Below are 23791 nucleotides of genomic sequence, written 5' to 3'. Positions count from 1 at the left end.
TGGGCCCCTTCCCTCCCCCGCTTCGCAGGAGAGGGAGCTTATCCCCTCCCCTGCGCCAGCGGGGGAGGGTTAGGGAGGGGGCAAGGCCGGCGCTCGGCGCATTCCGGTCAGATGGACTTGCTGTCCAGCGCGTAGCCGGCCGAGCGGACGGTGCGGATCAGGTCCATCTCCGTCTCCTCGTTCATCGCCTTGCGCAGCCGGCGGATGTGCACGTCTACGGTGCGCGGCTCGACATAGACGTCGTGGCCCCACACCACGTCGAGAAGCTGCTCGCGCGAGAAGACCCGGCCGGGATGCTGCATGAAATGGCGCAGCAGGCGGAACTCGGTCGGCCCCAGATGCACGTCGCGCCCGTTCCGGCGCACCCGGTGCGCGGCCAGATCCATGGTCACGTCGGCGAACTGCAGAGTCTCGTCGGTCATGCCGGGGGCCGAGCGGCGCAGCACGGCGCGCATGCGGGCGACCAGCTCGGTCGGGGAGAAGGGCTTGGTGATGTAGTCGTCGGCGCCGGAGTTCAGGCCGCGAACGCGGTCCGCCTCCTCGCCGCGGGCGGTCAGCATGATGATCGGGATGTCGCGCATCTTGCTGTTGCGGCGCATCTGGCGGCAGACCTCCAGCCCCGACATCAGCGGCAGCATCCAGTCGAGCAGGACGATGTTCGGCGTCTGCTCGCCGGCCAACAGAAGAGCCTCCTCGCCGTCGGTGGCGGCGTTCACGCGGAAGCCTTCCTTCTCCAGATTGTACTTCAGCAGCGTCACGATGTCGGCTTCGTCCTCGACGATGAGAACGAGCGGCTTCAGCGCCGAATTCATGCTTGTCCCGCTCCCACTGCGCGTCTCGCCGTCACGCGGCATGTCCCGCTCCATCGTTATCCGGGCCGCCGTCCCGCGGCAATCCCCGTTCCACCGGGTCGGTGGAGAACCCCTCCGGCTCGACCACGGCGAAGCTGCTGCCGTCGTTCTTCGGGCGCGCGGCGCGCAGCGTCGTCCCGACCACCAGATAATGGATGGTCTCGGCGATGTTGGTGGCGTGGTCGCCGATCCGCTCCAGGTTCTTCGCCATGAACAGCAGGTGCGTGCAGGGCGTGATGTTGCGCGGGTCCTCCATCATGTAGGTCAGGACCTCGCGGAACAGGCTGGTGTAGAGGTCGTCCAGCTCCTCGTCGCGTTCCCAGGCGGCGATGGCGCGCTGGACGTCGCGCTCGATGTAGGCGTCCAGCACGTCCTTCATGATCGACTCGACCAGCCGCCCCATGCGCGGGATGGCCACCGCCGGGCGCACCACCGGCACCTGGGCCAGGGCCAGCGAGCGCTTGGCGATGTTGGAGGCGTAGTCGCCGATCCGCTCCAGGTCCGACGCGATCTTCAGCGCCGACACGATCTCGCGCAGGTCTTGGGCGAGCGGCTGGCGCAGGGCGAGCAGGCGCACGGCCTCGGCGTCGATGTCGCGCTCGTAGGCGTCGATGCGCTGGTCGGCCTGCATGACCTGGGCGGCCAGCGCGACGTCGCGGCGGGCCACCGCCTTCACGGCGGCGTCCACCTGCGCTTCGGCGACACCGCCCATCTGGGTGATCAGGTTGGACAGGCGCTCAAGTTCGTGCGCGAAGGAACGCACGATGTGTTCGTTGCTCATGCTTCACGTCCTTCGCTGATGGAAGAGTGGCGGCGATGCCGGGGAGCGGGGGCCGGGGATCAGCCGTAGCGGCCGGTGATGTAGCCCTGGGTGCGCTCGTCCCGCGGGTTGGTGAAGATTTCCTCGGTGTCGTCGCACTCCACCATGTCGCCCAGATGGAAGAAGGCGGTCTTCTGGGAGACGCGGGCCGCCTGCTGCATGTTGTGGGTGACGATGACGATCGTGTAGTTCTCGCGCAGCTCGTCGATCAGCTCCTCGATGTGGGCCGTCGCGATGGGGTCGAGCGCCGAGCAGGGCTCGTCCATCAGGATCACCTCGGGGCTGACGGCGATGGCGCGGGCGATGCACAGGCGCTGCTGCTGGCCGCCGGACAGGCCGGTGCCCGGCTCGCGCAGGCGGTCCTTCACCTCGTTCCACAGGCCGGCGCGCTGCAGCGAGGTCTGGACGATCTCGTCCATCTCGTCGCGGTGGCTGGCGATGCCGTGGATGCGCGGGCCGTAGGCGATGTTGTCGTAGATCGACTTCGGGAAGGGGTTCGGCTTCTGGAAGACCATGCCGACGCGGGCGCGGAGCTGAACGGCGTCGATGTTCTTGCCGTAGACGTCCTCGCCGTCGAGCGCGATCAGCCCCTCGACGCGGCAATTCTCGATGGTGTCGTTCATGCGGTTCAGGCAGCGCAGGAACGTCGACTTGCCGCAGCCGGACGGCCCGATCAGGGCCATCACGCGGTTTTCCTGGATCTCCAGGTTGATGCCCTTGAGCGCCTGTTTGGCCCCGTAGAACACCTTGACGTCGCGGGCGACCATCTTGGTGCCGTGGATGCCGGCGGCGGGACGCGAAGGCATGGCCGTGGCCGGGATGTGGGTCTGGACGCTCATGGGGTTACCAACGCCTCTCGAATTTCTTGCGCAGGAAGACGGCCAGGCCGTTCATCAGGATGAGGAAGGCGAGCAGGATCATGATCGCCGCCGAGGTGCGCTCCGTGAAGGCCCGCTCGGGGCTGTCCGCCCACATGTAGATCTGCACCGGGATCGCCGTGGCGCTGTCGGTCAGGCCGCCCGGGATGTCCACGATGAAGGCGACCATGCCGATCATCAGCAGCGGCGCCGTCTCGCCGAGCGCGCGGGCCATGCCGATGATGGTGCCGGTCAGGATGCCCGGCAGGGCCAGCGGCAGGACATGGTGCGTCACCGTCTGCAGCGGCGAGGCGCCGACTCCCAGCGCCGCCTCGCGGATCGACGGCGGCACCGCCTTCAGGGCGACGCGCGAGGCGATGATGATGACCGGCAGGGTCATCAGCGCCATCACCAGACCGCCGACCAGCGGGGCGGAGCGCGGCAGCCCGAAGAAGCCGAGGAACACCGCGAGGCCGAGCAGGCCGAAGATGATCGACGGCACCGCGGCGAGGTTGTTGATGTTCACCTCGATCAGGTCGGTCCAGCGGTTCTTCGGCGCGAACTCCTCCAGATAGACCGCGGCGGCGATGCCGATGGGCACCGACAGCAGCATGGTCACCACCAGCGTCAGGGCGGAACCGACGACGGCCCCCAGGATGCCCGCCTGTTCCGGCTCGCGGCTGTCGCCGGCGGTGAACAGGGTGGTGTTGAAAGTGCTGCGGATGGAGCCGTTGGCGACCAGCGCGTCGATGGCGGCGATCTTGACGTCGTTCAGCCGGCGCTCGCTCTCCGGCACGTCGCGCCGGATGAAGCCCTTCATGAACTGGTCGATCTCGTCGTCGGCGCGGACCCAGACCGTCTGCGTGGTGCCGACCAGCGACGGGTTGGCGTTGACCATCGCCTCCAGCTCGTACGGCGCGCCGGAGGACAGCAGGTCGTTGAGCGAGCGGCGGGTGGCGCGGTCGGTGGCCGCCGGGACCTGGGCGTAGAGCGCCTGCCGGACGATGGCGGTGTAGTTCCGCTCCTCGACATGCTGCTTGTCCAGGGTCACCTCCAGCCGGATCTGCGCCTGCCAGAAGGCGGTGTAGCCCTTGCTGACGATGGAGCCGAGCAGAACCACCAGCATCAGCGAGGCGATCCCCACGGCGACCATCCCGGCGATCCGGAACCGGCGCTCCGCGGCGTAGCGGCGGCGCAGCCGGGCGGAGAACTCCTCGCTCTGGTAGCGCGACTTGGTGACGGCGACCGACATGGCCCGCGTATCCTGTTCCACGAGGTCAGTCATATTTCTCTCGATACTTCTGGACCACCCGGAGGGCGACCATGTTGAGGGTCAGGGTGACGACGAACAGGACGAGGCCGAGCCCGAAGGCCGACAGCGTCTTGGGGCTGTCGAACTCCTGGTCGCCGACCAGCAGCGTGGCGATCTGCGTCGTCACCGTGGTCACCGCGTCCAGCGGGTTGGCGGTCAGGTTGGCGGTGAGGCCGGCGGCCATGGTGACGATCATCGTCTCGCCGATGGCGCGGCTGACCGCCAGCATGATGGCGGCGACGATGCCCGGCAGGGCGGCGGGCAGCACGACCAGCCGGATCGTCTCCGACTTGGTGGCGCCCAGCCCGTAGGAGCCGTCGCGCAAGCTCTGCGGCACCGCGTTGATGACGTCGTCCGACAGGGAGCTGACGAAGGGGATGATCATCACGCCCATCACGAAGCCGGCGGCCAGCGCCGATTCCGAGCTGACGCTCAGCCCCAGGCTGTTGCCCACGTCGCGGACGAAGGGCGCCATGGTCAGGGCGGCGAAGAAGCCGTAGACCACGGTCGGGATCCCGGCCAGCACCTCCAGGATCGGCTTCAGCCACGTGCGCAGGCCCGGGCTGGCGTATTCCGACATGAAGATGGCCGCCATCAGCCCGACCGGAACCGCCACCGCCATGGCGATGCCGGTGATCAGCAGCGTGCCGGCGAACAGCGGGATCGCGCCGAAGGAGCCGCTGGAGCCCACCTGGTCGGCGCGCATGGCCATCTGCGGGCTCCAATGCGTCCCGAACAGGAAGTCCAGCGGGTTGACCACCGCGAAGAAGCGGATCGCCTCGAACAGGAGCGACAGCACGATGCCGATGGTGGTCAGGATGGCGACCAGCGAGCAGATCACCAGCGCGATGTTGACCGTGCGCTCCACCCGGTTGCGGGCGCGCAGGTCGGGGTCGATGCGGCGGCGGGCGTAGAGCAGGCCGCCGATGGCGACGCAGCAGCCGATGACCAGCAGGCTCCAGTCGCCGAGCGCGTGCAGCCGCACATAGCGCTCCGCCGCGGCGACGACCTCCGGATCGGGCTCGCGGCCGGTGGTGACGCCGTGGGCGAGGTTCAGGATGTCGGCGCGCAGCAGGCCGAGCGACTGGGCGTCGCCGTTGACCAGCCGGTCCGGCAGGCCGGACAGGACCATCTGCATGACCAGCCAGCCTTCCGACGCCCCCCAGAAGGCGAAGAGCAGCAGGGCCGGAAGCCCCGCCCAGAGGGCGACGTAGAAGCCGTGGTAGGACGGCACCGAATGAAGCTCGACGATGCGGCCGCCGACGGAGGCGACGGCACGCGACCGGCCCATCTGGTAACCGATCACTGTGAGCAGGGCCAGAATGATGAGCAGTACCGTGAGCTGCATGCGAAACCGCCGGAAATGGGCTGAGAATTGGCTCCTGGCACAAACGGGAAACCGGCGGCCCCATCAGGGTGCAGGCGTAGGCATCCAAGGTCCCCTCTCCCCTCTGGGGAGAGGGTTAGGGTGAGGGGGTTGCGCTTGTGCCGGACGAACCGCCTTGCGCAACCCCCTCACCGGCCCTCCGGGCCACCCTCTCCCCGCTCTCGGCGGACCAAAGGTCCGCCTGTCGCGTCAGCGCAAACGAAGTTTGCGCGTGAGCGGAGGGGAGAGGGCTAAGGTGACCAAACGCTATCGCCGCGCCCCTAGAGCGGGCCGCCGGCTCCGTCAGCCGGTCAGAGCTGGAGCGGGGTCAGGTTGGTCGCCGAGGTGCGGGCGGCGTCGCGCTCCGCCTTCGGCATGGAGATCAGGCCCTTGTCGCCCAGGTAGCCGTCCTCGCCCATCGCGCGCTCCGAGGTGTACTCGGCGATGAACTCGCGGATGCCCGGGATGACGCCGGCGTGGGCGTTCTTGATGTAGATGAACAGCGGGCGCGACAGCTCGTACTTGCCGGCCTGGACCGCTTCCGGCGACAGCTCGACGCCGTCCATCTTGGCGGTCTGCAGCTTGTCGCGGTTCTGGTCGTAGAAGCTGTAGCCGAACACGCCGAAGGCGTCCGGGTTGGCGGTCAGCTTCTGGACGATCAGATTGTCGTTCTCGCCGGCCTCGACGTAACCGCCATCCTCGCGGATGGTCATGCAGGCCTTCTCGCGGGCCTTCTCGTCGGCGACCGCGGCCTTCACCTCGGCGACCTTCTTGCAGCCTTCGAGCATCACCAGCTCGTTGAAGGTGTCACGGGTGCCGGACGTCGGGGGCGGGCCGAGCACCTCGATCTCCTTGTTTGGGAGCTTCGGGTCGATGTCCGACCACTTCTTGTAGGGGTTGGCGACCATCTTGCCGTCGACCGGCACGTCCTTGGCCAGCGCCTTCCACAGGATCTGGGTGGTCAGGTCGGTGTGCGGGGCCTGCTTGGAGTAGGCGAGCGCGATCCCGTCGAAGCCGACCTTCAGCTCGGTGATCTGGGCGACGCCGTTGGCGGCGCACTGCTCGACCTCGGACTTCTTGATGCGGCGCGAGGCGTTGGCAACGTCCGGGTGCTGCGGGCCGACGCCCGCGCAGAACAGCTTCAGGCCGCCACCGGTGCCGGTCGACTCGACGACCGGGGTCTTGAACTTGCCGCCCTTGCCGAAGGCCTCGGCAACCGCCGTGGTGAACGGGAACACGGTCGAGGAGCCGACGGCGCGGATCTGGTCGCGCGACTGGGCGTTCGCGGCACCCGCGAAGGCGGCGGTCATGGCGACGACCGCGGCGGCGGTGACGGCGAGCTTCTTGGAATTCACGGTATCCCTCCGATGGTCCGGTTGCCCCTTTGCCGGGGAACGCACTGGTTCAACCCCGTGCCGCTTCCCCCAGGGGCGGGCGGCTTGCGGGGCGGACACTAGTCGGGGTCCGCGACGCGCTGATTACGGTTTTATGACAGTTTCATGACGACGCCCACTTTCGGTCACGCCGATGGGGGTAGCCGCAACCTCTAGGCTTGGCGCCGCGCGGGCTCGGCGGCGCGGCCCTCTCCCGACTCCTCCGACGCGGCGGGGAGATAGACCGTGAAGGTGCTGCCCACCCCGACCGCGCTTTCGATGGTCAGCCGGCCGCGGTGGCGGTTCACGATGTGCTTGACGATGGCCAGCCCCAGCCCGGTGCCGCCCATGGCGCGCGACCGCGCGGCGTCGACGCGGTAGAAGCGCTCGGTCAGGCGCGGCAGGTGGGTGCGGGCGATGCCCTCCCCCTGGTCGCGCACGGCGACGGCGACCATCGGCATCCCCCGCCCGCCGCGGCCCGCCGGACCGGACACCCCGACCGCCATGCCGTCGGCGAGCGACACGGCGACCGTCACGTCGGTGTTCTCGCGGGTGTATTTGATGGCGTTGCTGACGAGGTTCTGGAAGACCTGGGTGAGCTGGTCCTCGTCGCCGACCACCGCGGGCAGGTTCTCCGGCGCCTCCAGCGTCAGGCGGATGCGCCGGCTGGCCGCCTTCAGCTCCAGCGCCGCCATCACCCCGTCCAGCCGGTCCAGCACGTCGACCGTGCCGGCGGGCGGCATGTGCTCGTCCAGCTCTATCCGCGACAGCGACAGCAGGTCGTTGACGAGGCGGGCCATGCGGCTGGCCTGGTCCTGCATGATCGACAGGAAGCGCTCGTGCGCCTCCAGATCCTCGCGGGCGGGGCCGCGCAGCGTCTCGATGAAGCCGAGCAGGGAGGACAGCGGCGTGCGCAGCTCGTGGCTGGCGTTGGCGATGAAGTCGGCGCGCATCTGCTCCGACCGGCGCAGCGCGGTGATGTCGTGCAGCGTCAGGATGACCATGCGCCCCGGCACGGTTCCGGCGGGCGCCCCGTCCTCGCCAAGGGCCGGGCGGGGAACGCGGCGCTGGAAGGGCTTGACCCGCACCTCGAACATGCGCTCCACCGGCACCGGCAGGCTGAATTCGAGGATGCGCGAGGCGCCGCCCTTCAGCACGGCGTCCACCGCCTCCAGGACCGCCGGGTTGCGCAGCGAGGCGGCGAGGTCGCGGTCGAGGATGCGGTCGCCGAACAGGGCGCGCGCCGCCTGGTTGGCCCGCGCCACCTGCCGCTCCGCCCCGACCAGCACCAGCGGGTCGTGCAGCGCCTCGATGATGGATTCGTTGGCTTCGAGCTGGGCCAGCGCCAGCTCGGTGCGGGCGTTCATCACCCGGTGCAGCCGCACCGCCGCCGCCGCCGCCGCCCGCACCGGACGGGAGGCGGTGACGGGCAGGGGCGGGACCGCCTCCGTCGGGCCGGCGGCGAGCCGGGCCGCGTGGGCGGCCACCGTCCGCAGGTCGCGGAAATACAGTTGGATCATCAGCGCCACCCCGCCGACCCCGGCCAAGCCCCCCACAACCGCCACCACTGGACCGATCGTCCCCTGCCGCCACAGCCCCCACAGGGCCGGCAGCAACGGCGCCAGCACCAGCGCGGCGGCGAGGATCAACCGGAGGGGCGGCATCGGCTTGGAGATCATGGACGGCGCTTCTCGTGCGTCACGCGGACGGTCTTGGAGACGGAACTCCGCTTTTACACCATCCCGCAAGCCGATGAGCGGGCGTCACAAAAGATTAACGCGCGGGCCGGGGAAACACCCGGTCCGCGCGAAGGCATCCTTGATAGCCCTCTCCCCTCTGGGGAGAGGGTGGCCCGGAGGGCCGGTGAGGGGGATGCGCGTGGCGGAGTGTCCGGCAAAAGCGCAACCCCCTCACCCTAACCCTCTCCCCAGAGGGGAGAGGGGACTTCAAGTACGGTTAAGCCTGGGGAAATACCCGGCCTGCACGTCGTTCGAAGACAGCGCCCTCCGCTCACCAGGGCAGCGAGTCGTGGGCCGCCAGCGCCGCCGCGGTGACCAGATCGTTGACCGAGGCGCCCATGGTGACGATCTGCGCCGGCTTGTCCAAGCCGATCAGCAGCGGGCCGATCATCTGGCCACCGGCCATCTTGTTGAGCAGCTTCGCCGTGATGTTGGCCGAATGCAGGCCGGGCATGATCAGGACGTTGGCCGGGCCGGACAGCCGGCAGAACGGGTAGACCCGCTTCATCAGCTGGTGGTCCAGCGCCACGTCCGCCGACATCTCCCCGTCATACTCGAAATCGACGCGGCGGCTGTCGAGGATGGAGATGGCCTCGCGCAGCGGATCGGTGTTCGGGTGGGGGTGCTGGCCGAAGTTGGAGAAGGACAGCAGCGCCACCCGCGGCTCGTGCCCCATCTGGCGCGCCTTGGCCGCGGCGCCGATGGCGATGTCGGCCAGCGTCTGGCCGTTCGGCCGGACATGCACCGTGGTGTCGGCGATCAGCACCGTGCGGTTGCGCGTCAGGAAGACGTGCAGGCCGAAGACCGGCTCGTTCGCCTTGGCGTCGATGACCCGGCGGATCTCCTCGAAGGCCACGCCGAAGGTGCGGGTCAGGCCGGTGACCATGGCGTGGGCGTCGCCCTGCGCCACCATCAGCGCGGCGAAGACGTTGCGGTCCTGGTTCACCATGCGCTGGCAGTCGCGCAGCAGGGCCCCCCGGCGCTGCATCCGGCGGTACAGATAGTCGCTGTAGCGGCGGTTGGCGTCGGAGACGCGGGCGTTGTGGATCTCCAGCGAGACGCCGGACTGGCCCATCGCCGCCAGCTGCTCCTTGATGACCGCCTCGCGGCCGATCAGCACCGGCGTGCCGAAGCCGGCGGCGCGGTAGGCGAGTGCCGCGCGGATCGTCCGCTCCTCCTCGCCCTCGGCGAAGACGACGCGGCGCGGGTTGGCCTTCACCTTCTCCAGGATGAGCTGGAGGCTGTCCGCCGTCGGGTTGAGCCGGGTGCGCAGGCCGTTCCGGTAGCCCGCCAGATCGACGATGGGCTTGCGCGCCACGCCGCTCTCCATGGCGGCCTGGGCCACCGCGGCGGGGACCGTCACGATCAGCCGCGGGTCGAAGGGCACCGGGATGATGTATTCCGGCCCGTAGCGCAGGCGGCGGCCCGCATAGGCGGCGTCCACCTCGTCCGGCACGTCCTCGCGGGCCAGGGCGGCCAGCGCCTTGGCGGCGGCGACCTTCATCGCCTCGTTGATGGTGGTCGCCCGGACGTCGAGCGCGCCGCGGAACAGGTAGGGGAATCCCAGGACGTTGTTGACCTGGTTCGGGTAGTCGGAGCGGCCGGTCGCCACGATGGCGTCGGAGCGGACGGCCTTCACCTCCTCCGGGGTGATCTCCGGATCGGGGTTGGCCAGCGCGAAGATGATCGGCTTGGCCGCCATCGACTTGACCATCTCCGGCGTCATCGCGCCCTTGGCCGACAGGCCGACGAAGACGTCGGACCCGGCGACCGCCTCCTGGAGCGTGCGCTTGTCCGTCTCCACCGCGAAGGACGACTTCCACTGGTTCATGCCGTCGGTGCGGCCGCGGTAGACGACGCCCTTGGTGTCACACAGGATGATGTTCTCGCGCGGCACGCCCATGGTCGTGAACAGCTCGGCGCAGGCGATGCCCGCCGCCCCGGCGCCGTTGACCACCATCGTCACGTCCTTGAGGGCCCGCCCGGTGATGTCGCAGGCGTTGATCAGGCCGGCGGCGGCGATGATGGCGGTGCCGTGCTGGTCGTCGTGGAAGACGGGGATGTCCAGCAGCTCGCGCAGGCGCTCCTCGATGATGAAGCAGTCCGGCGCCTTGATGTCCTCCAGGTTGATGCCGCCGAAGCTCGGCCCGAGGAAGCGGACGCAGTTGACGAACTCGTCGACGTTCCTGGTGTCGACCTCCAGGTCGATGCCGTCCACATCGGCGAAGCGCTTGAAGAGCACCGCCTTGCCTTCCATCACCGGCTTGGAGGCGAGCGCGCCGAGGTCGCCCAGCCCCAGCACCGCCGTGCCGTTGGAGATGACGGCGACGATGTTGCCCTTGGCCGTGTAGTCGTAGGCCGTGCTGGGGTCCTCGGCGATGCGCAGGCAGGGAACGGCCACGCCCGGCGAATAGGCCAGCGACAGGTCGCGCTGGGTCGTCAGCGGCTTGGTGGGCGCGATCTCCAGCTTGCCCGGACGCCCGGAGGAGTGCAGCAGAAGGGCTTCTTCGTCGGTGACGCGCTTTGTATCGGGTTCGGTCATCGGGGTTCGGTTCCTGAGCGTAGGCTGTTGCAGCCGTTCTTCTTTGGGCCGGCCGTCGTTGTTTGTTCTCGGTTCCGGCCGGTCGGGCGGCGGATGTTAGCCCGCGCGGGCGCGTCCCGCCAGAGCGGGATCGCACGAAAGATGCGAATTTTTCCTGGAATACGACATATCAGATCACGAACGATGACCGAAGACATCGTTTCGTGTCCGGAAAGAGGCTCAGCAGCCCTCGGCCATGTCGTAGATAGCGTCCATGTCGCTGATCAGGACCTTGTTGCCTTCCTGCAGCGAGATCACGCCGGCGGTCTTCAACTGGGTGAAGGTGCGGCTTACCGTCTCGGTGGTCAGGCCCAGGTAATCGGCGATGTCGGCCCGGCTCATCGGCACGTAGACGGGGTTTTCCTTGTGCCCGCGCCGGGCGGCGCGCTGGGACAGCATCAGCAGGAAGGAGCAGATCTTCTCCTTCGCCGTCTTGCGGCCGAGCAGAAGCATCTGGTCCTGCGCCGCCGCCAGCTCGTTCGAGGCCATGGAGAAGAGACGGCGCTGCATCTTCGGGAACTCGTCCATCAGCGCGTCGATCTTCCTGCGCGGGAAGCGGCAGAGCGTCGCCGCCGTGACCGTCTCCGCGGTGTAGGCGTAGCTGTCGTTGACGGCCAGCCCCAGGAAGTCGCCGGTGACGAGGAAGCCGGTGATCTGGCGGCGCCCGTCCGGCAGCAGCTTGTAGAGCTTCACGGTGCCGGCGGTGACGTTGTAGAGCGCGTCCGCCGCGTCGCCTTCGCTGAACAGGGTCTGTCCGGCTTCGACGCGGGAGGTTTGGAGGATGTCGGCGAGACGGCGCAGTTCCTCGGGGTCCAGAGCGGCGCAGACGGTCAGACTGCGCACGGGACAGGCCCCACAGGGATTCATCTCACTCGCCGCGCCCTTTTCGCGGGCGCGCCCCATGTCAAAGGGTGGCATGGCATGACCCAACCCTTAGCCGTACAACGCTCCCATAATCGTCATATTCGGTCTGTTTCGCAACGGTGCTCGCAGGGACCGTGGCCGAATTGCCATAGCCACGCCTTAAGAGCGGCCCCCTCAACGGCCCCTCAACGGCCCTTCTGCGGGCTCGACGGCTCGGTGTTCGGGCGCGGCGGCTCGTCGTCGAACAGGATGCGGTGGGCCGCCCCGTCGAGATCGTCAAACTGCCCGGACTTCAGAGCCCACAGGAACGCCCCCAGGCCCATCAGCCCCAGGCTCAGCGCGATCGCGATCAGATAGAGAAGCTCGGTCATCGGTCAGGTCCTTGGTCACCGCGCCGCGGCTGAGCCGCAGGGCGTTGGCGATAACGATCAGGGAGGAGGAGGACATGGCCAGCGCCGCCAGCAGCGGCGTCAGCATGCCCGCCATGGCGATGGGCACCGCGAACAGGTTGTAGACCAGCGCGATGCCGAAATTCTGGCGCACCAGCCGCCCGGAGCGGCGGGACACCTCCAACGCCTCCAGGATGGGGCGCAGGCGGCGGCCCTGGAACACCACGTCGGCGGCGGTCTGGCTGACGTCCACCGCGGTGGACGGCGACATCGACACGCTGGCCGCGGCCAGTGCCGGGGCGTCGTTCAGCCCGTCGCCGACCATCAGCACCTTGCGGCCCTCGGCGGCGAGCGCGTCGAGAACGGCGGTCTTGTCGGCGGGGGTCTGGCCGGCCCGCCAGTCCTCGATGCCGAGCTGCGCGGCCACCGCGGCCACGGCGCCGCGGCGGTCGCCGGACAGCAACCGGACGTCCAGGCCCCGCGCCTTCAGCCCGCGCACCACCGCCGCCGCGTCGGCGCGCGGCGCGTCGAGGAAGGTGATGCGCACCGGGGCGGCGCCGGGGCGGGCCAGCCACAGCTCCGGGCCGGCGGCGTCCTCCGCCGTGTCCGGGGCGCCGGTGAAGGCGCGGCTGCCCAGCCGGATTTCCCCGTCAGAGCCATCCAGGGCGGAACCATCCAGGGCGAGTCCGGCGCCGGGGATCTCGCGCACGCCGGTGGCGACGGGCACGTTGGGCAGCGCGCGGGTCAGGGCGCGGGCCAGCGGGTGGCGGCTGGCCCCGGCCAGCGCCGCGGCAAGGCGCAGGTCGTCCTCGGCCACGCCGTCGAGCTGCGGGACGGGCCGCCCCTCGGTCAGCGTGCCGGTCTTGTCGAAGACCACCGTGTCGATGACGGCCAAGCGCTCCAGCGCCGTGGCGGTCTTCAGCAGGATGCCCTGCCGCATCAGCCGCCCGCTGGCGATCACCTGCACCACCGGCACGGCGAGCGCCAGCGCGCAGGGGCAGGTGATGATCAGGACGGCGACGGCGTTCATCAGCGAATCCTGCCAGGGCAGCCCGCCGAGCAGCAGCCAGCCCAGGAAGGTGCCCAGCGCCGCCACATGGACGACCGGGGCGTAATGGCGCGACACCCGGTCGGCGATGGCGACGTACTTGGCGCGGCCCTGTTCGGCCACCTCCATCAGCCGGACGATCTCGGCCAGCAGCGTGCCCTCGCCCACCGCCGTCACGGTCACGCGCAGCGGGGCGGTGAGGTTCAGCATGCCGGCGAACACGCGGTCGCCGGGACGCACGCTGCCCGGCACCGTCTCGCCGGTGATCAGGGCGGTGTCGAGGTCGGACACGCCGTCGGCCACCGTGCCATCCACCGCGACCCGCTCGCCCACCGCCACCAGGATGGTGGAGCCGGGGCTGACCTGATCCGGCGGCACGATGGCGCTGCGCCCGTCCTCGTTCAGAACGGTCACCGAGGTGGCGTGCAGGCCGAGAAGCTGCTCCGCCGCCGAGCGGGCCCGGCCGCGCGCCCGCTGGTCGAGGTAGCGCCCGATCAGCAGGAAGAACAGCAGCATCATCGCGCCGTCGAAATAGGCGTGCTGGCCGCTGTTGATCGTCTCGAACAGGCTCATGCTGGTGGCGAGCAGGACGCCGATGGTGATCGGCACGTCCATGTTCGTCCGCCCGCGGCGCAGCGCCTGGAAGGCCGAGCGCGCGAAGGGCCGCAGGGCGTAGGCGATGGCCGGCATGCAGACCAGCGCCGACAGCCAGTGCATCAGGTCGCGGGTGGCGGAGCCCATGCCCGTCGCATGGCCGGCCCAGACCGACACCGACAGCAGCATGACGTTGCTGGCGCCGAAGCCGGCGACGGCCAGCGAACGCAGAAGCTCCTTCTCCGTCCTCGCCTGGGCGTCGCCCAGCCGCTCCGGGTCGAAGGGCACGGCGCGGTAGCCGATGCGGGCGACGGTGTCGACGACCGTGTTGGCGTCGGTCTCGGCTTCGCGCCACGTCACCGAGAGGCGGCGCGTCGTCATGTTCAGCCGCGCGTGGGTCACCCCCGGCTGGCGGGCCAGCGCCGTCTCGATCAGCCAGACGCAGGCGGCGCATTGCAGCCCGTCGATCATCAGATGCAGCGAGGCGGTGCCGTCGGTTCCCGGCTTGGCGTGGGGGGCGTAGTCGAGCGGCGGCGCCTCGCCGTCCGGGCGCAGGGGCCGGGCGGCGGGATCGACGCAGCGCCGCTCATAATAGCGTTCCAGCCCGAGCCCGCGGACGAGGTCATAGGCCGCCGCGCAGCCGGTGCAGCAGAAGGGGCCGGCGCCGTCGGAGGCGGTGGTGCCGGTGCCCTCGGGATGCTCCTGCCCGCAGTGGAGGCAGACGGTCATGTCACGAAACCCGTGTGCTGGTGTGCTGTTGCGCGGCGGATGGGCCGCTTACTTGACGAAGAGGCGCTGTTCGTCCTGGTAGTCGCCCGTGGCATGGTGGATCTCCACGCGCAGGTCCCACTGGCCGGGCAGCGGCAGCGCCACCGGGGCGGCGAAGCGGCCCTCGCCCAGATAGGGCAGGTCGAGGCGCACGTCGTGGCCCTCGCTGGTCGGGCGGATGAAGGCGACCTTGACCTCGGCGTCCTTCAGCAGATTGCCGTGCTTGTCGTGCAGGGTCAGCGCCAGGATGCCCTTCTGCGCCTCGGTGGCGGTGAAGTCGGTGGTGACCTTCCAGCCGCGCTCGGCCTGGGCGCGGGCGCCGGCCAGATCCTCGTTGTACTTCAGGCCCTTCATGAAATGCTGCTCGGTCTGGACGCCGGTCCAGCTCGACAGGGCGAAGTGCAGCATCACGCCGTTGACCGCGATCACGACGGCGAATCCGGCCACGAAGATCCAGGGGATGTACCAGCCGGGCTGGCGGCCGGTCCGGCGGGGCGGGGTGCGGCGGGTTCCGGCGTCGGTGGACAGCGTCATCGTCGTCTTGACCTTTGGTGAATGCAGCGCGAAGAGCCGGTCGGGATCAGTTGGCCGGCCCCATGAAGACGGAGTCATAGGTCGCCACCTCACCATCGGCCGAGGTAAGCCTGAAGGTAAGGGGCTGGGAGACGCCTTGCAAACCGGTGCGCGGCGCGGTCACGAAAATTCTGTAGGTCGCCACCATGTCCGGATCGGCGGTCAGGCGCTGGGTGCCGGCCTGCTCGTCCTGGCCGTCGCCGGCCACCGACAGGCTGGCCCCCGTCACCCCGGAGACCGCCAGCGTGTAGGCGCGCGGGTCGCGGGTCATGTTGGAGATCTTGAAGGTGTAGGCGTTGCGCACCGACCCGTCGGACAGCGCCACGAACAGCGGGGCGCGGTCGCGCAGGACGCTGATGTCCAGCCCCGGCTTCAGCAGCAGCCCGACCCCGATGCCGCCGGCGATGACCAGCATCATCAGCGTGTAGAGGATCGTGCGCGGGCGCAGCAGGCGGAAGGGCACCGGCTGCCCACCGGTGGCGACGGCCACCTGATTGGTCTGGGTGTCGAATGTGATGAGGCCGGTGGGGCGCCCGACCTTGGTCATGATCTCGTCGCAGGCGTCGATGCACAGGCCGCAGCCGATGCATTGCATCTGCAACCCGTCGCGGATGTCGATGCCGGCGGGGCAGACCTGGACGCAGTTGAAGCAGTCGATGCAGTCGCCCAGACCTTCGGCCCTGCGCTCCTCCCAGCTCTGCGACTTGCGCATCAGGCTGCGGCCCTCGCCGCGCCAGTCCTGGTAGGTGACGATCAGGCTGTCCTCGTCGATCATCGCCGACTGGAAGCGCGGCCACGGGCACATGTAGGTGCAGACCTGCTCCCGCGCGAAACCGGCCAGCAGGTAGGTGGTGGCGGTGAACAGACCGATGAAGCCGAGCGCGGTCGAGGACACCTCGAAGCGCAGCATCTCGCCCAGCAGCGTCGGCGCGTCGGTGAAGTAGAAGATCCAGGCGCCGCCGGTCGCCAGCGCGATCAGCAGCCAGATCAGGTTCTTCAGAACCTTGCGCCCGGCCTTCCGGGCGGTCCAGGGACCCTGGTCGAGGCGGATGCGCTCGCCGCGGTCGCCCTCGACCAGCCGTTCGACCCAGACATAGAGGTCGGTCCACACCGTCTGTGGGCAGGCGTAGCCGCACCAGACGCGGCCGGCCAGCGAGGTCGCCAGGAACAGGCCCAGCGCCGCAAGGATCAGCGCGCCGGTCAGGTAGTAGATCTGCTGCGGCCACAGCTCGACGAAGAACAAATAGAAGCGGCGGTTGGCGAGGTCGAGCAGCACCGCCTGGTCGGGTGCGTTCGGCCCGCGGTCCCAGCGGACCCAGGGCAGCACGTAGTAGATCGCCAGGAGAACCGCCAGCGCCGCCCATTTGATGCGGCGGAAGGTGCCGTGCACCGCCTTGGGATAGACCTTGGCGTGCTTCTGGTACATCGAGCGCGACGCGCGACGCTGTGCCTTTGGCGGGGCGGCGGCGGGCGCGTCCCCGGCGGCCGGGCGCTCCAACCGGTCGCTTCGAGGCGGTTGCTGTTCGGTGGTCGTGCTCATGACCTCGCCCTCTTCGTCTGGCGACCGCCGCGCGGGCGGCTTGGCCATGCCGACATGGTTCGGCCGTGGCGAGGGGACTATGGCGGCAGAACGTCACAGGGGCATTGCGCTGGATCAAAGGATTCGGGGGCTTCCGTCCCACCCCGCGCGTCCGTCACGACCCGGATGACAAGCCGCCCGGAAAAAGAAAATGCCGGGGAGTCGCCTCCCCGGCACCGAAGTCCGGCGGACCCGCCAGGGGGGCGTCCCCCACCCCGGCGGTTCCTCCTGGCTGGACGGCTTACTTGCCGCCGCCCAGGTTGTGGACGTAGACGGCCAGCGACTTGATCGTCGCGTCGTCCAGACGCTTCGACCAGGCGGGCATCACGCCGGCGCGGCCGTTCGTGATGGTCTCCACCAGCGTGGCCTTGTCGCCGCCATAGAGCCAGTTGGCCGTGACGAGCGGCGGAGCGCCGACGTCCATGCCGACCGCGACCGAGCCCTGCGCGCTGTCGCCGTGGCAGGCGGCACAGTTCTCTTCATAGACGGTCTTGCCCTTTTCCGCCGCGGCGGCGTCGGTCGACCGCTTGTTCAGCGACAGGACGTACTCGGCGACCTGACCGATCTGTTCACGGTTCAGGATGCCGTCCCGGCCGAAGGCGGTCATGCCGATGCCGACCGTCCCGCGGGTGTCGCCGTCATCCGCACGGATGCCGTGCTGGATGGTCTTGTAGATGTCGGCGGAGGTGCCGCCCCACAGCCACACGTCGTCGGCGAGCGTCGGGAAGCCCTTGGCGCCCTGACCGCCGGCGCCGTGGCAGGCCGCGCAGTTCTCGTTGAAGTAGGAGCGGCCGCCGGCCATCGCGAAGGCAAGGAGGTCCTTGTTCTTCTGGATGTCCTCGACCGAGGTCGCGGCGATGGCCGTCAGGTACTTTTCCTGAGCCTTCTTGCCGTCGGCGACCTTCTGCACCAGCTCCTCGCGCTGCGAGTAGCCGAGCAGGCCCTTCGTGTAGCTCTTGCCCAGCGGCCAGGCCGGGTAGAGCACGTAGTAGACGAGGGACCACGCGATGCAGACGTAGAAGATGTACAGCCACCACTTGGGCAGGGGGTTGTTCAGCTCCCGCAGGCCGTCCCACTCGTGGCCGGTGGTCTCGACGCCGGACAAGGCGTCCTTTTCTTTCTGTGCCATGGCCTAAAACTCCTGACCATCTTCCTTGAGCGGGATCCGGGAGGCGTCTTCGAACTTGCCCCGGTTGCCTGGCCACATGGCGTAGACCACGATGCCGGTGAAGAGCAGGGCCAGCCAGACGGTCCAGAAGGACCGCAGGGCGACAGTGATCGAATCCAAGTCCATGGATCCCTCCCGGTTACTGCTGGAGCTGCTTGGGCGACTGGTACTTGGTGAAGTCCACCATGGTGCCCAGGACCTGCAGGTAGGCCACCAGCGCGTCCATTTCGGTGACGCCCTTGTTGCCCGTGAAGTTGGCCACGACGGCCTTCGGGTAGCGCTTCATCAGACCGGCCGTGTCGGCGTCCGGGTTCTTCTGCGCTTCGAGGTCGGCCTTGGCGCTGGCGATCTGCTCGTCCGTGTAGGGGACGCCGACGATGCGCAGGGTCTTCATGTGATCCTGGATGTCGGTGTACTTCAGCGGACGGTCCTTCATCCAGGCGTAGCCCGGCATGATCGACTCCGGCACCACGGCGCGCGGATCGACCAAGTGGGCGACCTGCCAGTCGTTGGAGTACTTGCCGCCCACGCGGGCCAGGTCCGGACCGGTGCGCTTGGAGCCCCACTGGAAGGGATGGTCGTACATGCTTTCCGCGGCCAGCGAGTAGTGACCGTAACGCTCCACCTCATCGCGGAACGGACGGATCTGCTGGCTGTGGCAGTTGTAGCAGCCTTCGCGGAAGTAGATGTTCTGGCCAGCCAGTTCGAGCGGCGAGTAGGGACGGACCCCATCCACCTTCTCGATCGTCGACTCGATCGTGAACAGCGGGACGATCTGGACGAGGCCGCCGATCGACACGGTGATCAGGATCAGGACGATGAGCAGAAGCGTGTTCCGCTCGATCGTGTCGTGACTAAAGCCCTTTTTTTGCTCAGCCATTTTCTCAGTTCCTCCGGCGTCAGGCCGCACCGACCGCCGCCTTGTGCGGGGCGGAGGCATAGGGCTTCTCGATGCGGACGTCACCCTTGGCCGTGCGCCACAGGTTGTAGACCATGATCAGGGCACCAGCCAGGAACAGGACGCCGCCCAGAGCACGGATCACGTAGAAGGGATGCATGGCCGCGACCGTCTCGACGAACGAGTACTGGAGGAAGCCGAGGTTGTCGTAGGCGCGCCACATCAGGCCCTGCATGATGCCCGACACCCACATGGCGGTGATGTAGAGCACGATGCCGATGGTGGCGGTCCAGAAGTGGTAGCTGACCAGACGCAGGCTGTAGAGCTGCGAGCGCTTCCACAGGACCGGGACCAGATAGTAGATCGCGCCGAAGGAGATGAAGGCCACCCAGCCGAGCGCGCCGGAGTGCACGTGGCCGATCGTCCAGTCGGTGTAGTGCGACAGGGCGTTGACCGGCTTCACCGACATCAGCGGGCCCTCGAAGGTCGACATGCCGTAGAAGGCCACCGACGTCACGAGGAAGCGCAGGACCGGATCGGTGCGCAGCTTGTCCCAGGCACCCGACAGGGTCATGATGCCGTTGATCATGCCGCCCCAGGACGGCATCCACAGCATGACCGAGAAGGTCATGCCCAGCGTCTGCGCCCAGTCCGGCAGGGCCGTGTAGTGCAGGTGGTGCGGGCCGGCCCAGATGTAGAGGAAGATCAGCGTCCAGAAGTGCACGATCGACAGGCGGTACGAATAGACCGGCCGCTCCGCGCGCTTCGGAACGAAGTAGTACATGATGCCGAGGAAGCCGGCGGTCAGGAAGAAGCCGACCGCGTTGTGGCCGTACCACCACTGCACCATGGCGCTCTGCACGCCCGAGACGAACGGGTAGGACTTCATCCCGGTCAGCGACACCGGGACGTTGACGTTGTTGCCGATGTGGAGGATCGCAACGGTCAGGATGAACGCCATGAAGAACCAGTTGGCGACGTAGATGTGCGACTCCTTGCGGGTCATCACCGTGCCGACGAACTGGATGGCGTAGAGGACCCAGATGACCGTCAGGTAGAGGTCGAGGATCCACTCCGGCTCCGCATACTCCTTGCCCTGGGTGTAGCCGAGCACGTAGCTGAGCGCCGCCAGGACGATGAAGATGTTGTAGTTCCAGAAGACGAACTTCGTGAGGCCCTCGCCGCCGAACAGGAACTGGCGGCTGGTGCGCTGCACGGAGTAGAGCGAGGTGGCGAACAGGACGTTGCCGCCGAACGCGAAGATCACGGCCGAGGTGTGGACCGGCCGCAGGCGCCCGAAGCTCGTCCACTCAAGGCCGAGATTCAGCGCCGGAAAAGCGAGCTGCAGCGCGATGAAGACGCCGGCGAGGAAGCCGACGACGCCCCAGAACACTGCAGCGATGACGAAGAGTCGGACGGCGTCTTCGTAGTAACGCACATTTTCCGACACCCGCTGGCTGCCCAGGGCGGCCCCTGGCGTCAGAGTCGCTGATGTCATTCAATCTCTCCCGTTTGCCCCGGGCGGCTCGGGCCGCTCCCTCTGAGGTTGCACCACCGCTGGGTACGTACTGTTAAGGAGGGGGGCAGGTTCACATACGATGCACTTCTTATGCGGACGCCGGTTGCGCCTGCCTCCAATAATCCCAATATGTGTAGGGGTGGATTTTGCAACATTGATCTACGTCAACGACCGGTCTTACCGGTGCCTGCCATCGTTCACCGTCCTTCACGCGGTCGGACGGGCATGGACGAAAGCTTCATCGCGAAACCTCTCGGTCAGCGTCAGATCGACCAGGCCTATCCGCTGGTGCGGGCCATCTTCCCGGACCTGCCGGTGGAGCAATGGCGCGCATTTGCCGCAGCACTTATTGGGCCGGTTGATACCCCCGCGACGCCATCGGGCATGCCGTCGGGCATCATGACCGTGCAGAACGCACGGGGGTACCTCCATGGACTTTTCTCATACGCCATTGCGGAGCATCTTCGCCACGGCCGAATTCTGGCCGTGGAGAATTTCGTCGTGCTCGATCTGTTCGACATGACGGGCCCGGCGGAGACGTTGCTGCGCTCGATGGACCGCCTGGCGCGGGGCCACGGATGCACGGCGATCCACACCGCGCTGCCGGAATTGCTGGCCGGGGCGGCCGGATCGCGCGGCTCCCTGCTGACCTGCTTCCACCAGGACGGACACCGCACGGAAACCTTGCGGCTGTGCAAGGCGATGGACGGCGCCAACGACAACCGCGTGCATCGGTCGCAGGCGGAAAGCCCGCTCGGCATCCCGTAAGTCCCGCCGGAAGCGTCGGACTCCCCGTCCCGCCCCGCGACTCCGTCACCCGTTTCACGCGACTCCGGCGATGTGACCGTTTGCTCGGCGGGCGCGAGCGGCTAGGATGCGCCATCATGACCGACACCCCCACCACCCCCGTCAAATACCGGGCGATCCATCTGCAGGCCGGCCGCCAGCGGCGCGTCCTGCACGGCCACCCCTGGGTCTATTCCAACGAAGTCCAGATGGACACGGCGGCCAAGGCCATCCCGCCGGGCAGCCCGGTGCGCCTGCTGGACCCCGGCGGGAAGCCGCTGGGCATCGCCACCTTCAACCCGCACACGCTGATCGCCGCGCGGATGCTCTCCGGCGACCCGGCGACGGTGGTCGACCACGCCTTCCTCGCCGGGCGGCTGAGGCGCGCGGTGGCGATGCGCGACGCGCTGTTCGACCGGCCCTACTACCGCGTCGTGCACGCGGAGGCCGACGGGCTGCCGGGGCTGATCGTGGACCGCTACGGCGACGTGGTGACGGTGCAGGCCAACAGCGTCTTCATGGACCAGCGCATCGACGCCATCCTGGCCGCCATCGACGAGGTGCTGGCCCCGCGCGCGGTCATCCTGCGCAACGACAGCACCCAGCGCGCGCTGGAGGGGCTGCCCGAGGAAAGCCGGCTGGTGAAGGGCGAAATCGACGGCCCGATCCGGCTGGAGGAGAACGGCGCCACCTTCTTCGCCGACCCGCTGGGCGGTCAGAAGACCGGCTGGTTCTACGACCAGCGCGACAACCGCGCCTTCATCGCCAAGCTGGCGAAGGGCAAGCGGGCCATCGACTTCTTCAGCTACAACGGCGGCTTCGGCGTGCTCTGCGCCGTCGAGGGCGCGTCGTCGGTGGTGTCGGTCGACCGCTCGCAGGGGGCGCTGGACAACGCCACCCGCGCCGCCGAGGCCAACGGGGTGGCCGACCGCTTCGAGGCGCGCCGCGCCGATGCCTTCAACGAGCTGGAACGGCTGAACGCCGAGGGCGAGACGTTCGAGATCGTCATCGCCGACCCGCCGGCCTTCGTGAAGTCCAAGAAGGACCTCGCCGTCGGCTGCCGCGCCTACCGCAAGATGACCCGTCTGGCCGCCAAGATCACCGCGCCGGGCGGCTTCCTGCTCTGCGCGTCGTGCAGCCACAACGTCGACCCGCCGACCTTTGCCGAGCAGGTCGCCCGCGGCCTGCACGACGCCGGGCGGACCGGGCGCATCCTGCGCAGCGCCGGGGCCGGGCCGGACCATCCGGTGCACCCGCACTTGCCGGAGTCGGCCTATCTCAAGGCCATCGTGATGCAGCTGGACTGAGGGCGACTCGCCACGAGGCCGCGACGATGGCGATGATCGTCGTGCCCTCGTGGTTCCCCGTTCCCCTCGCGGCCGCTACGGACGGCTGAACACCCCGACGACCTCGACGTGGGCGGACCATAGGAACTGGTCCACGGGGTAAACGCGGCTCAACACGTACCCGCCGTCCACCAGCGTCCGGGCGTCGCGGGCGAAGGTCGCCGGGTTGCAGGACACCGCCACCACCCGCGGCACCTTCGACCCGGCCAGCGCCTGCGCCTGGGCGGCGGCCCCGGCGCGCGGCGGGTCGAAGACCACCGCGTCGAACCGGGCCAGTTCCTTGGCCGTCAGCGGGTTCTCGAACAGATCGCGCCGCTCCGTGGTCAGGCGCAGCGCCCCGGCCGCCTTGTTCAGCGCGGCCAGCGCCGGGGCGTCCCCCTCCACCGCATGGACCGCCGCCCGCTGGGCCAGCGGGACCGCGAAGGTGCCCAGCCCGGCGAACAGGTCGGCCACCCGCTTCGGCTCCCCGATGTTGGCGAGGACGGCGGCGACCAGGGCGGCCTCCCCCTCGGCGCTCGCCTGGAGGAAGGCGCCGGGCGGCGGGGTGACCGGCAGGCCGGCGAAGGACACCGCCAGCGGACGGCGGTGGGCGATGGGCTCCGGGGTGCCGCGCTCGTCCGCCTGCCAGGAGATGCGGGCCACCCCCTCCGCCTCGCCGAAGGCCACCAGCCGCTCCCGCGCCGCGCGGTCCAGGCTGCGCGGGCCGACCAGCACGAGGTCGATCCCGCCCTCCAGATCGGTGGCGATCACGTCGCAGGCGCCGCCGTCCGGCAGAACCGACAGCAGCAGCCCGCGCAGCGGCTCCACCAGGGCGAACAGGCCGGACCGCAGCACCGGACACTCCGCCAGATCGGTCAGCCGGTGGCTCATCCGCTCGTTGAAGCCGAGCCAGACGCGACGCCCCCGCTTCAGCGCGGCGAAGCGGGCGCGGCGGCGCGCGGCCGCCGGCGTCCGTGACAACGGCTCCATGGGCACATCGCCCAACCCGACGCGGGCCAGGGCGCCCTGCACCAGCCCGACTTTCCAGGCGGCGTAGGCGGCGTCCTCCATATGCTGGAGCGTGCAGCCGCCGCAGGTTCCGAAATGGGAACAGGGCGGCGCGGCACGTCCGGGGCCGGCCTCCAGGATCTCCAGAAGGTCGGCGCGCAGGCCGTCTCCCTTTGTGTTGGCAGGCTCCTTCACGGCCACCCGCACACGGTCGCCAGGAACGGTCAGCGGCACGAAGAGCTTTGCATCGTCGAAGCTGGCGATGCCGTCGCCACGGGCGCCGACCTCGGTGACGGTCACCTCGGCGATGCGGGGGGCGGCAGTACGGGGGGACGGGCGGTGTTTGGGTGCGGGTCGTTTCACGCGGTAACTC

At 68.9% G+C, this 23791-nt stretch carries 20 protein-coding genes; 2 read left to right on the top strand and 18 right to left on the bottom strand.

Annotation, left to right across the window (positions count from 1 at the left end; translation table 11 throughout):
• Positions 1 to 107 precede the first annotated feature (107 nt).
• The 17 genes from phoB to ccoN form a co-directional block, all read right to left on the bottom strand.
• Positions 108 to 812: a phosphate regulon transcriptional regulator PhoB gene (gene phoB, locus DXK32_RS28070; protein ID WP_014238776.1), complete on the bottom strand. Its 705-nt coding sequence runs from the start codon at positions 810 to 812 to the stop codon at positions 108 to 110.
• Between the two features lie 31 nt (positions 813 to 843).
• Entirely contained in the window at positions 844 to 1632 is a 789-nt protein-coding gene (gene phoU, locus DXK32_RS28065; protein WP_114861510.1) for a phosphate signaling complex protein PhoU, read from the bottom strand.
• 59 nt (positions 1633 to 1691) lie between these two features.
• Positions 1692 to 2477 (bottom strand): phosphate ABC transporter ATP-binding protein PstB, encoded by a 786-nt coding sequence (gene pstB / locus DXK32_RS28060; protein WP_183177724.1) that lies wholly within the window; start codon positions 2475 to 2477, stop codon positions 1692 to 1694.
• Positions 2478 to 2514: 37 nt separating this feature from the next.
• Positions 2515 to 3813 (bottom strand): phosphate ABC transporter permease PstA, encoded by a 1299-nt coding sequence (gene pstA, locus DXK32_RS28055; RefSeq protein WP_205215849.1) that lies wholly within the window; start codon positions 3811 to 3813, stop codon positions 2515 to 2517.
• Positions 3806 to 5188 carry a phosphate ABC transporter permease subunit PstC gene (pstC, locus tag DXK32_RS28050; protein ID WP_114861507.1) on the bottom strand — a complete coding sequence of 461 codons (1383 nt, stop codon included), beginning with the start codon at positions 5186 to 5188 and terminating at the stop codon, positions 3806 to 3808. Before pstC ends, pstA begins: the two co-directional genes overlap by 8 nt.
• A 329-nt stretch (positions 5189 to 5517) precedes the next feature.
• Positions 5518 to 6561, bottom strand: a complete 1044-nt coding sequence (locus DXK32_RS28045; RefSeq protein WP_114861506.1) for a PstS family phosphate ABC transporter substrate-binding protein — start codon at positions 6559 to 6561, stop codon at positions 5518 to 5520.
• Between the two features lie 191 nt (positions 6562 to 6752).
• The gene (locus DXK32_RS28040) at positions 6753 to 8258 is read right to left on the bottom strand and encodes an ATP-binding protein (RefSeq protein WP_114861505.1); all 1506 of its coding nucleotides are present in this window, start codon (positions 8256 to 8258) and stop codon (positions 6753 to 6755) included.
• Between the two features lie 331 nt (positions 8259 to 8589).
• Entirely contained in the window at positions 8590 to 10860 is a 2271-nt protein-coding gene (locus tag DXK32_RS28030) for an NADP-dependent malic enzyme (RefSeq protein WP_114861503.1), read from the bottom strand.
• Positions 10861 to 11079: 219 nt separating this feature from the next.
• A complete protein-coding gene (locus tag DXK32_RS28025) occupies positions 11080 to 11742 on the bottom strand; it encodes a Crp/Fnr family transcriptional regulator (RefSeq protein ID WP_247877378.1) in 663 nt (220 codons plus the stop codon).
• Between the two features lie 206 nt (positions 11743 to 11948).
• The gene (gene ccoS, locus DXK32_RS33290) at positions 11949 to 12086 is read right to left on the bottom strand and encodes a cbb3-type cytochrome oxidase assembly protein CcoS (RefSeq protein ID WP_247877379.1); all 138 of its coding nucleotides are present in this window, start codon (positions 12084 to 12086) and stop codon (positions 11949 to 11951) included.
• Entirely contained in the window at positions 12040 to 14523 is a 2484-nt protein-coding gene (locus DXK32_RS28015; protein ID WP_114861500.1) for a heavy metal translocating P-type ATPase, read from the bottom strand. Before DXK32_RS28015 ends, ccoS begins: the two co-directional genes overlap by 47 nt.
• 48 nt (positions 14524 to 14571) lie before the next feature.
• Positions 14572 to 15096 carry a FixH family protein gene (locus DXK32_RS28010; RefSeq protein WP_114861499.1) on the bottom strand — a complete coding sequence of 175 codons (525 nt, stop codon included), beginning with the start codon at positions 15094 to 15096 and terminating at the stop codon, positions 14572 to 14574.
• 46 nt (positions 15097 to 15142) lie between these two features.
• On the bottom strand, positions 15143 to 16675 hold the full coding sequence (gene ccoG / locus DXK32_RS28005; protein WP_114861512.1) for a cytochrome c oxidase accessory protein CcoG: 1533 nt from the start codon (positions 16673 to 16675) through the stop codon (positions 15143 to 15145).
• Positions 16676 to 16955: 280 nt separating this feature from the next.
• Positions 16956 to 17843, bottom strand: coding sequence for a cytochrome-c oxidase, cbb3-type subunit III (ccoP, locus tag DXK32_RS28000; RefSeq protein WP_014238791.1), 888 nt, complete (start codon positions 17841 to 17843; stop codon positions 16956 to 16958).
• 3 nt (positions 17844 to 17846) lie between these two features.
• Positions 17847 to 18008: a cbb3-type cytochrome c oxidase subunit 3 gene (locus DXK32_RS27995; protein WP_014238792.1), complete on the bottom strand. Its 162-nt coding sequence runs from the start codon at positions 18006 to 18008 to the stop codon at positions 17847 to 17849.
• A gap of 13 nt (positions 18009 to 18021) precedes the next feature.
• Complete coding sequence (gene ccoO / locus DXK32_RS27990) at positions 18022 to 18762, bottom strand: cytochrome-c oxidase, cbb3-type subunit II (RefSeq protein ID WP_114861498.1); 741 nt, start codon at positions 18760 to 18762, stop codon at positions 18022 to 18024.
• A 19-nt stretch (positions 18763 to 18781) separates the two neighbouring features.
• Positions 18782 to 20278 carry a cytochrome-c oxidase, cbb3-type subunit I gene (gene ccoN / locus DXK32_RS27985; RefSeq protein WP_014238794.1) on the bottom strand — a complete coding sequence of 499 codons (1497 nt, stop codon included), beginning with the start codon at positions 20276 to 20278 and terminating at the stop codon, positions 18782 to 18784.
• 246 nt (positions 20279 to 20524) lie between these two features.
• Between ccoN and DXK32_RS27980 the strand changes: the two genes are divergently transcribed.
• Both DXK32_RS27980 and DXK32_RS27975 read left to right on the top strand, forming a co-directional pair.
• Positions 20525 to 21067 (top strand): hypothetical protein, encoded by a 543-nt coding sequence (locus DXK32_RS27980; RefSeq protein ID WP_114861497.1) that lies wholly within the window; start codon positions 20525 to 20527, stop codon positions 21065 to 21067.
• 116 nt (positions 21068 to 21183) lie between these two features.
• Positions 21184 to 22392, top strand: a complete 1209-nt coding sequence (locus tag DXK32_RS27975; RefSeq protein ID WP_114861496.1) for a class I SAM-dependent rRNA methyltransferase — start codon at positions 21184 to 21186, stop codon at positions 22390 to 22392.
• 75 nt (positions 22393 to 22467) lie between these two features.
• Here DXK32_RS27975 and DXK32_RS27970 read toward each other — a convergent pair.
• Positions 22468 to 23791: class I SAM-dependent RNA methyltransferase (locus tag DXK32_RS27970; protein WP_348981607.1), on the bottom strand; the 1324-nt coding region annotated here is incomplete at its 5' end.

It is taken from the genome of Azospirillum brasilense (genome assembly GCF_003349955.1).
GTDB lineage: Bacteria > Pseudomonadota > Alphaproteobacteria > Azospirillales > Azospirillaceae > Azospirillum > Azospirillum brasilense_B.
The sequence above is the reverse complement of the archived record's forward strand: the minus strand, read 5'-3'. Positions and strand labels throughout refer to the sequence as shown.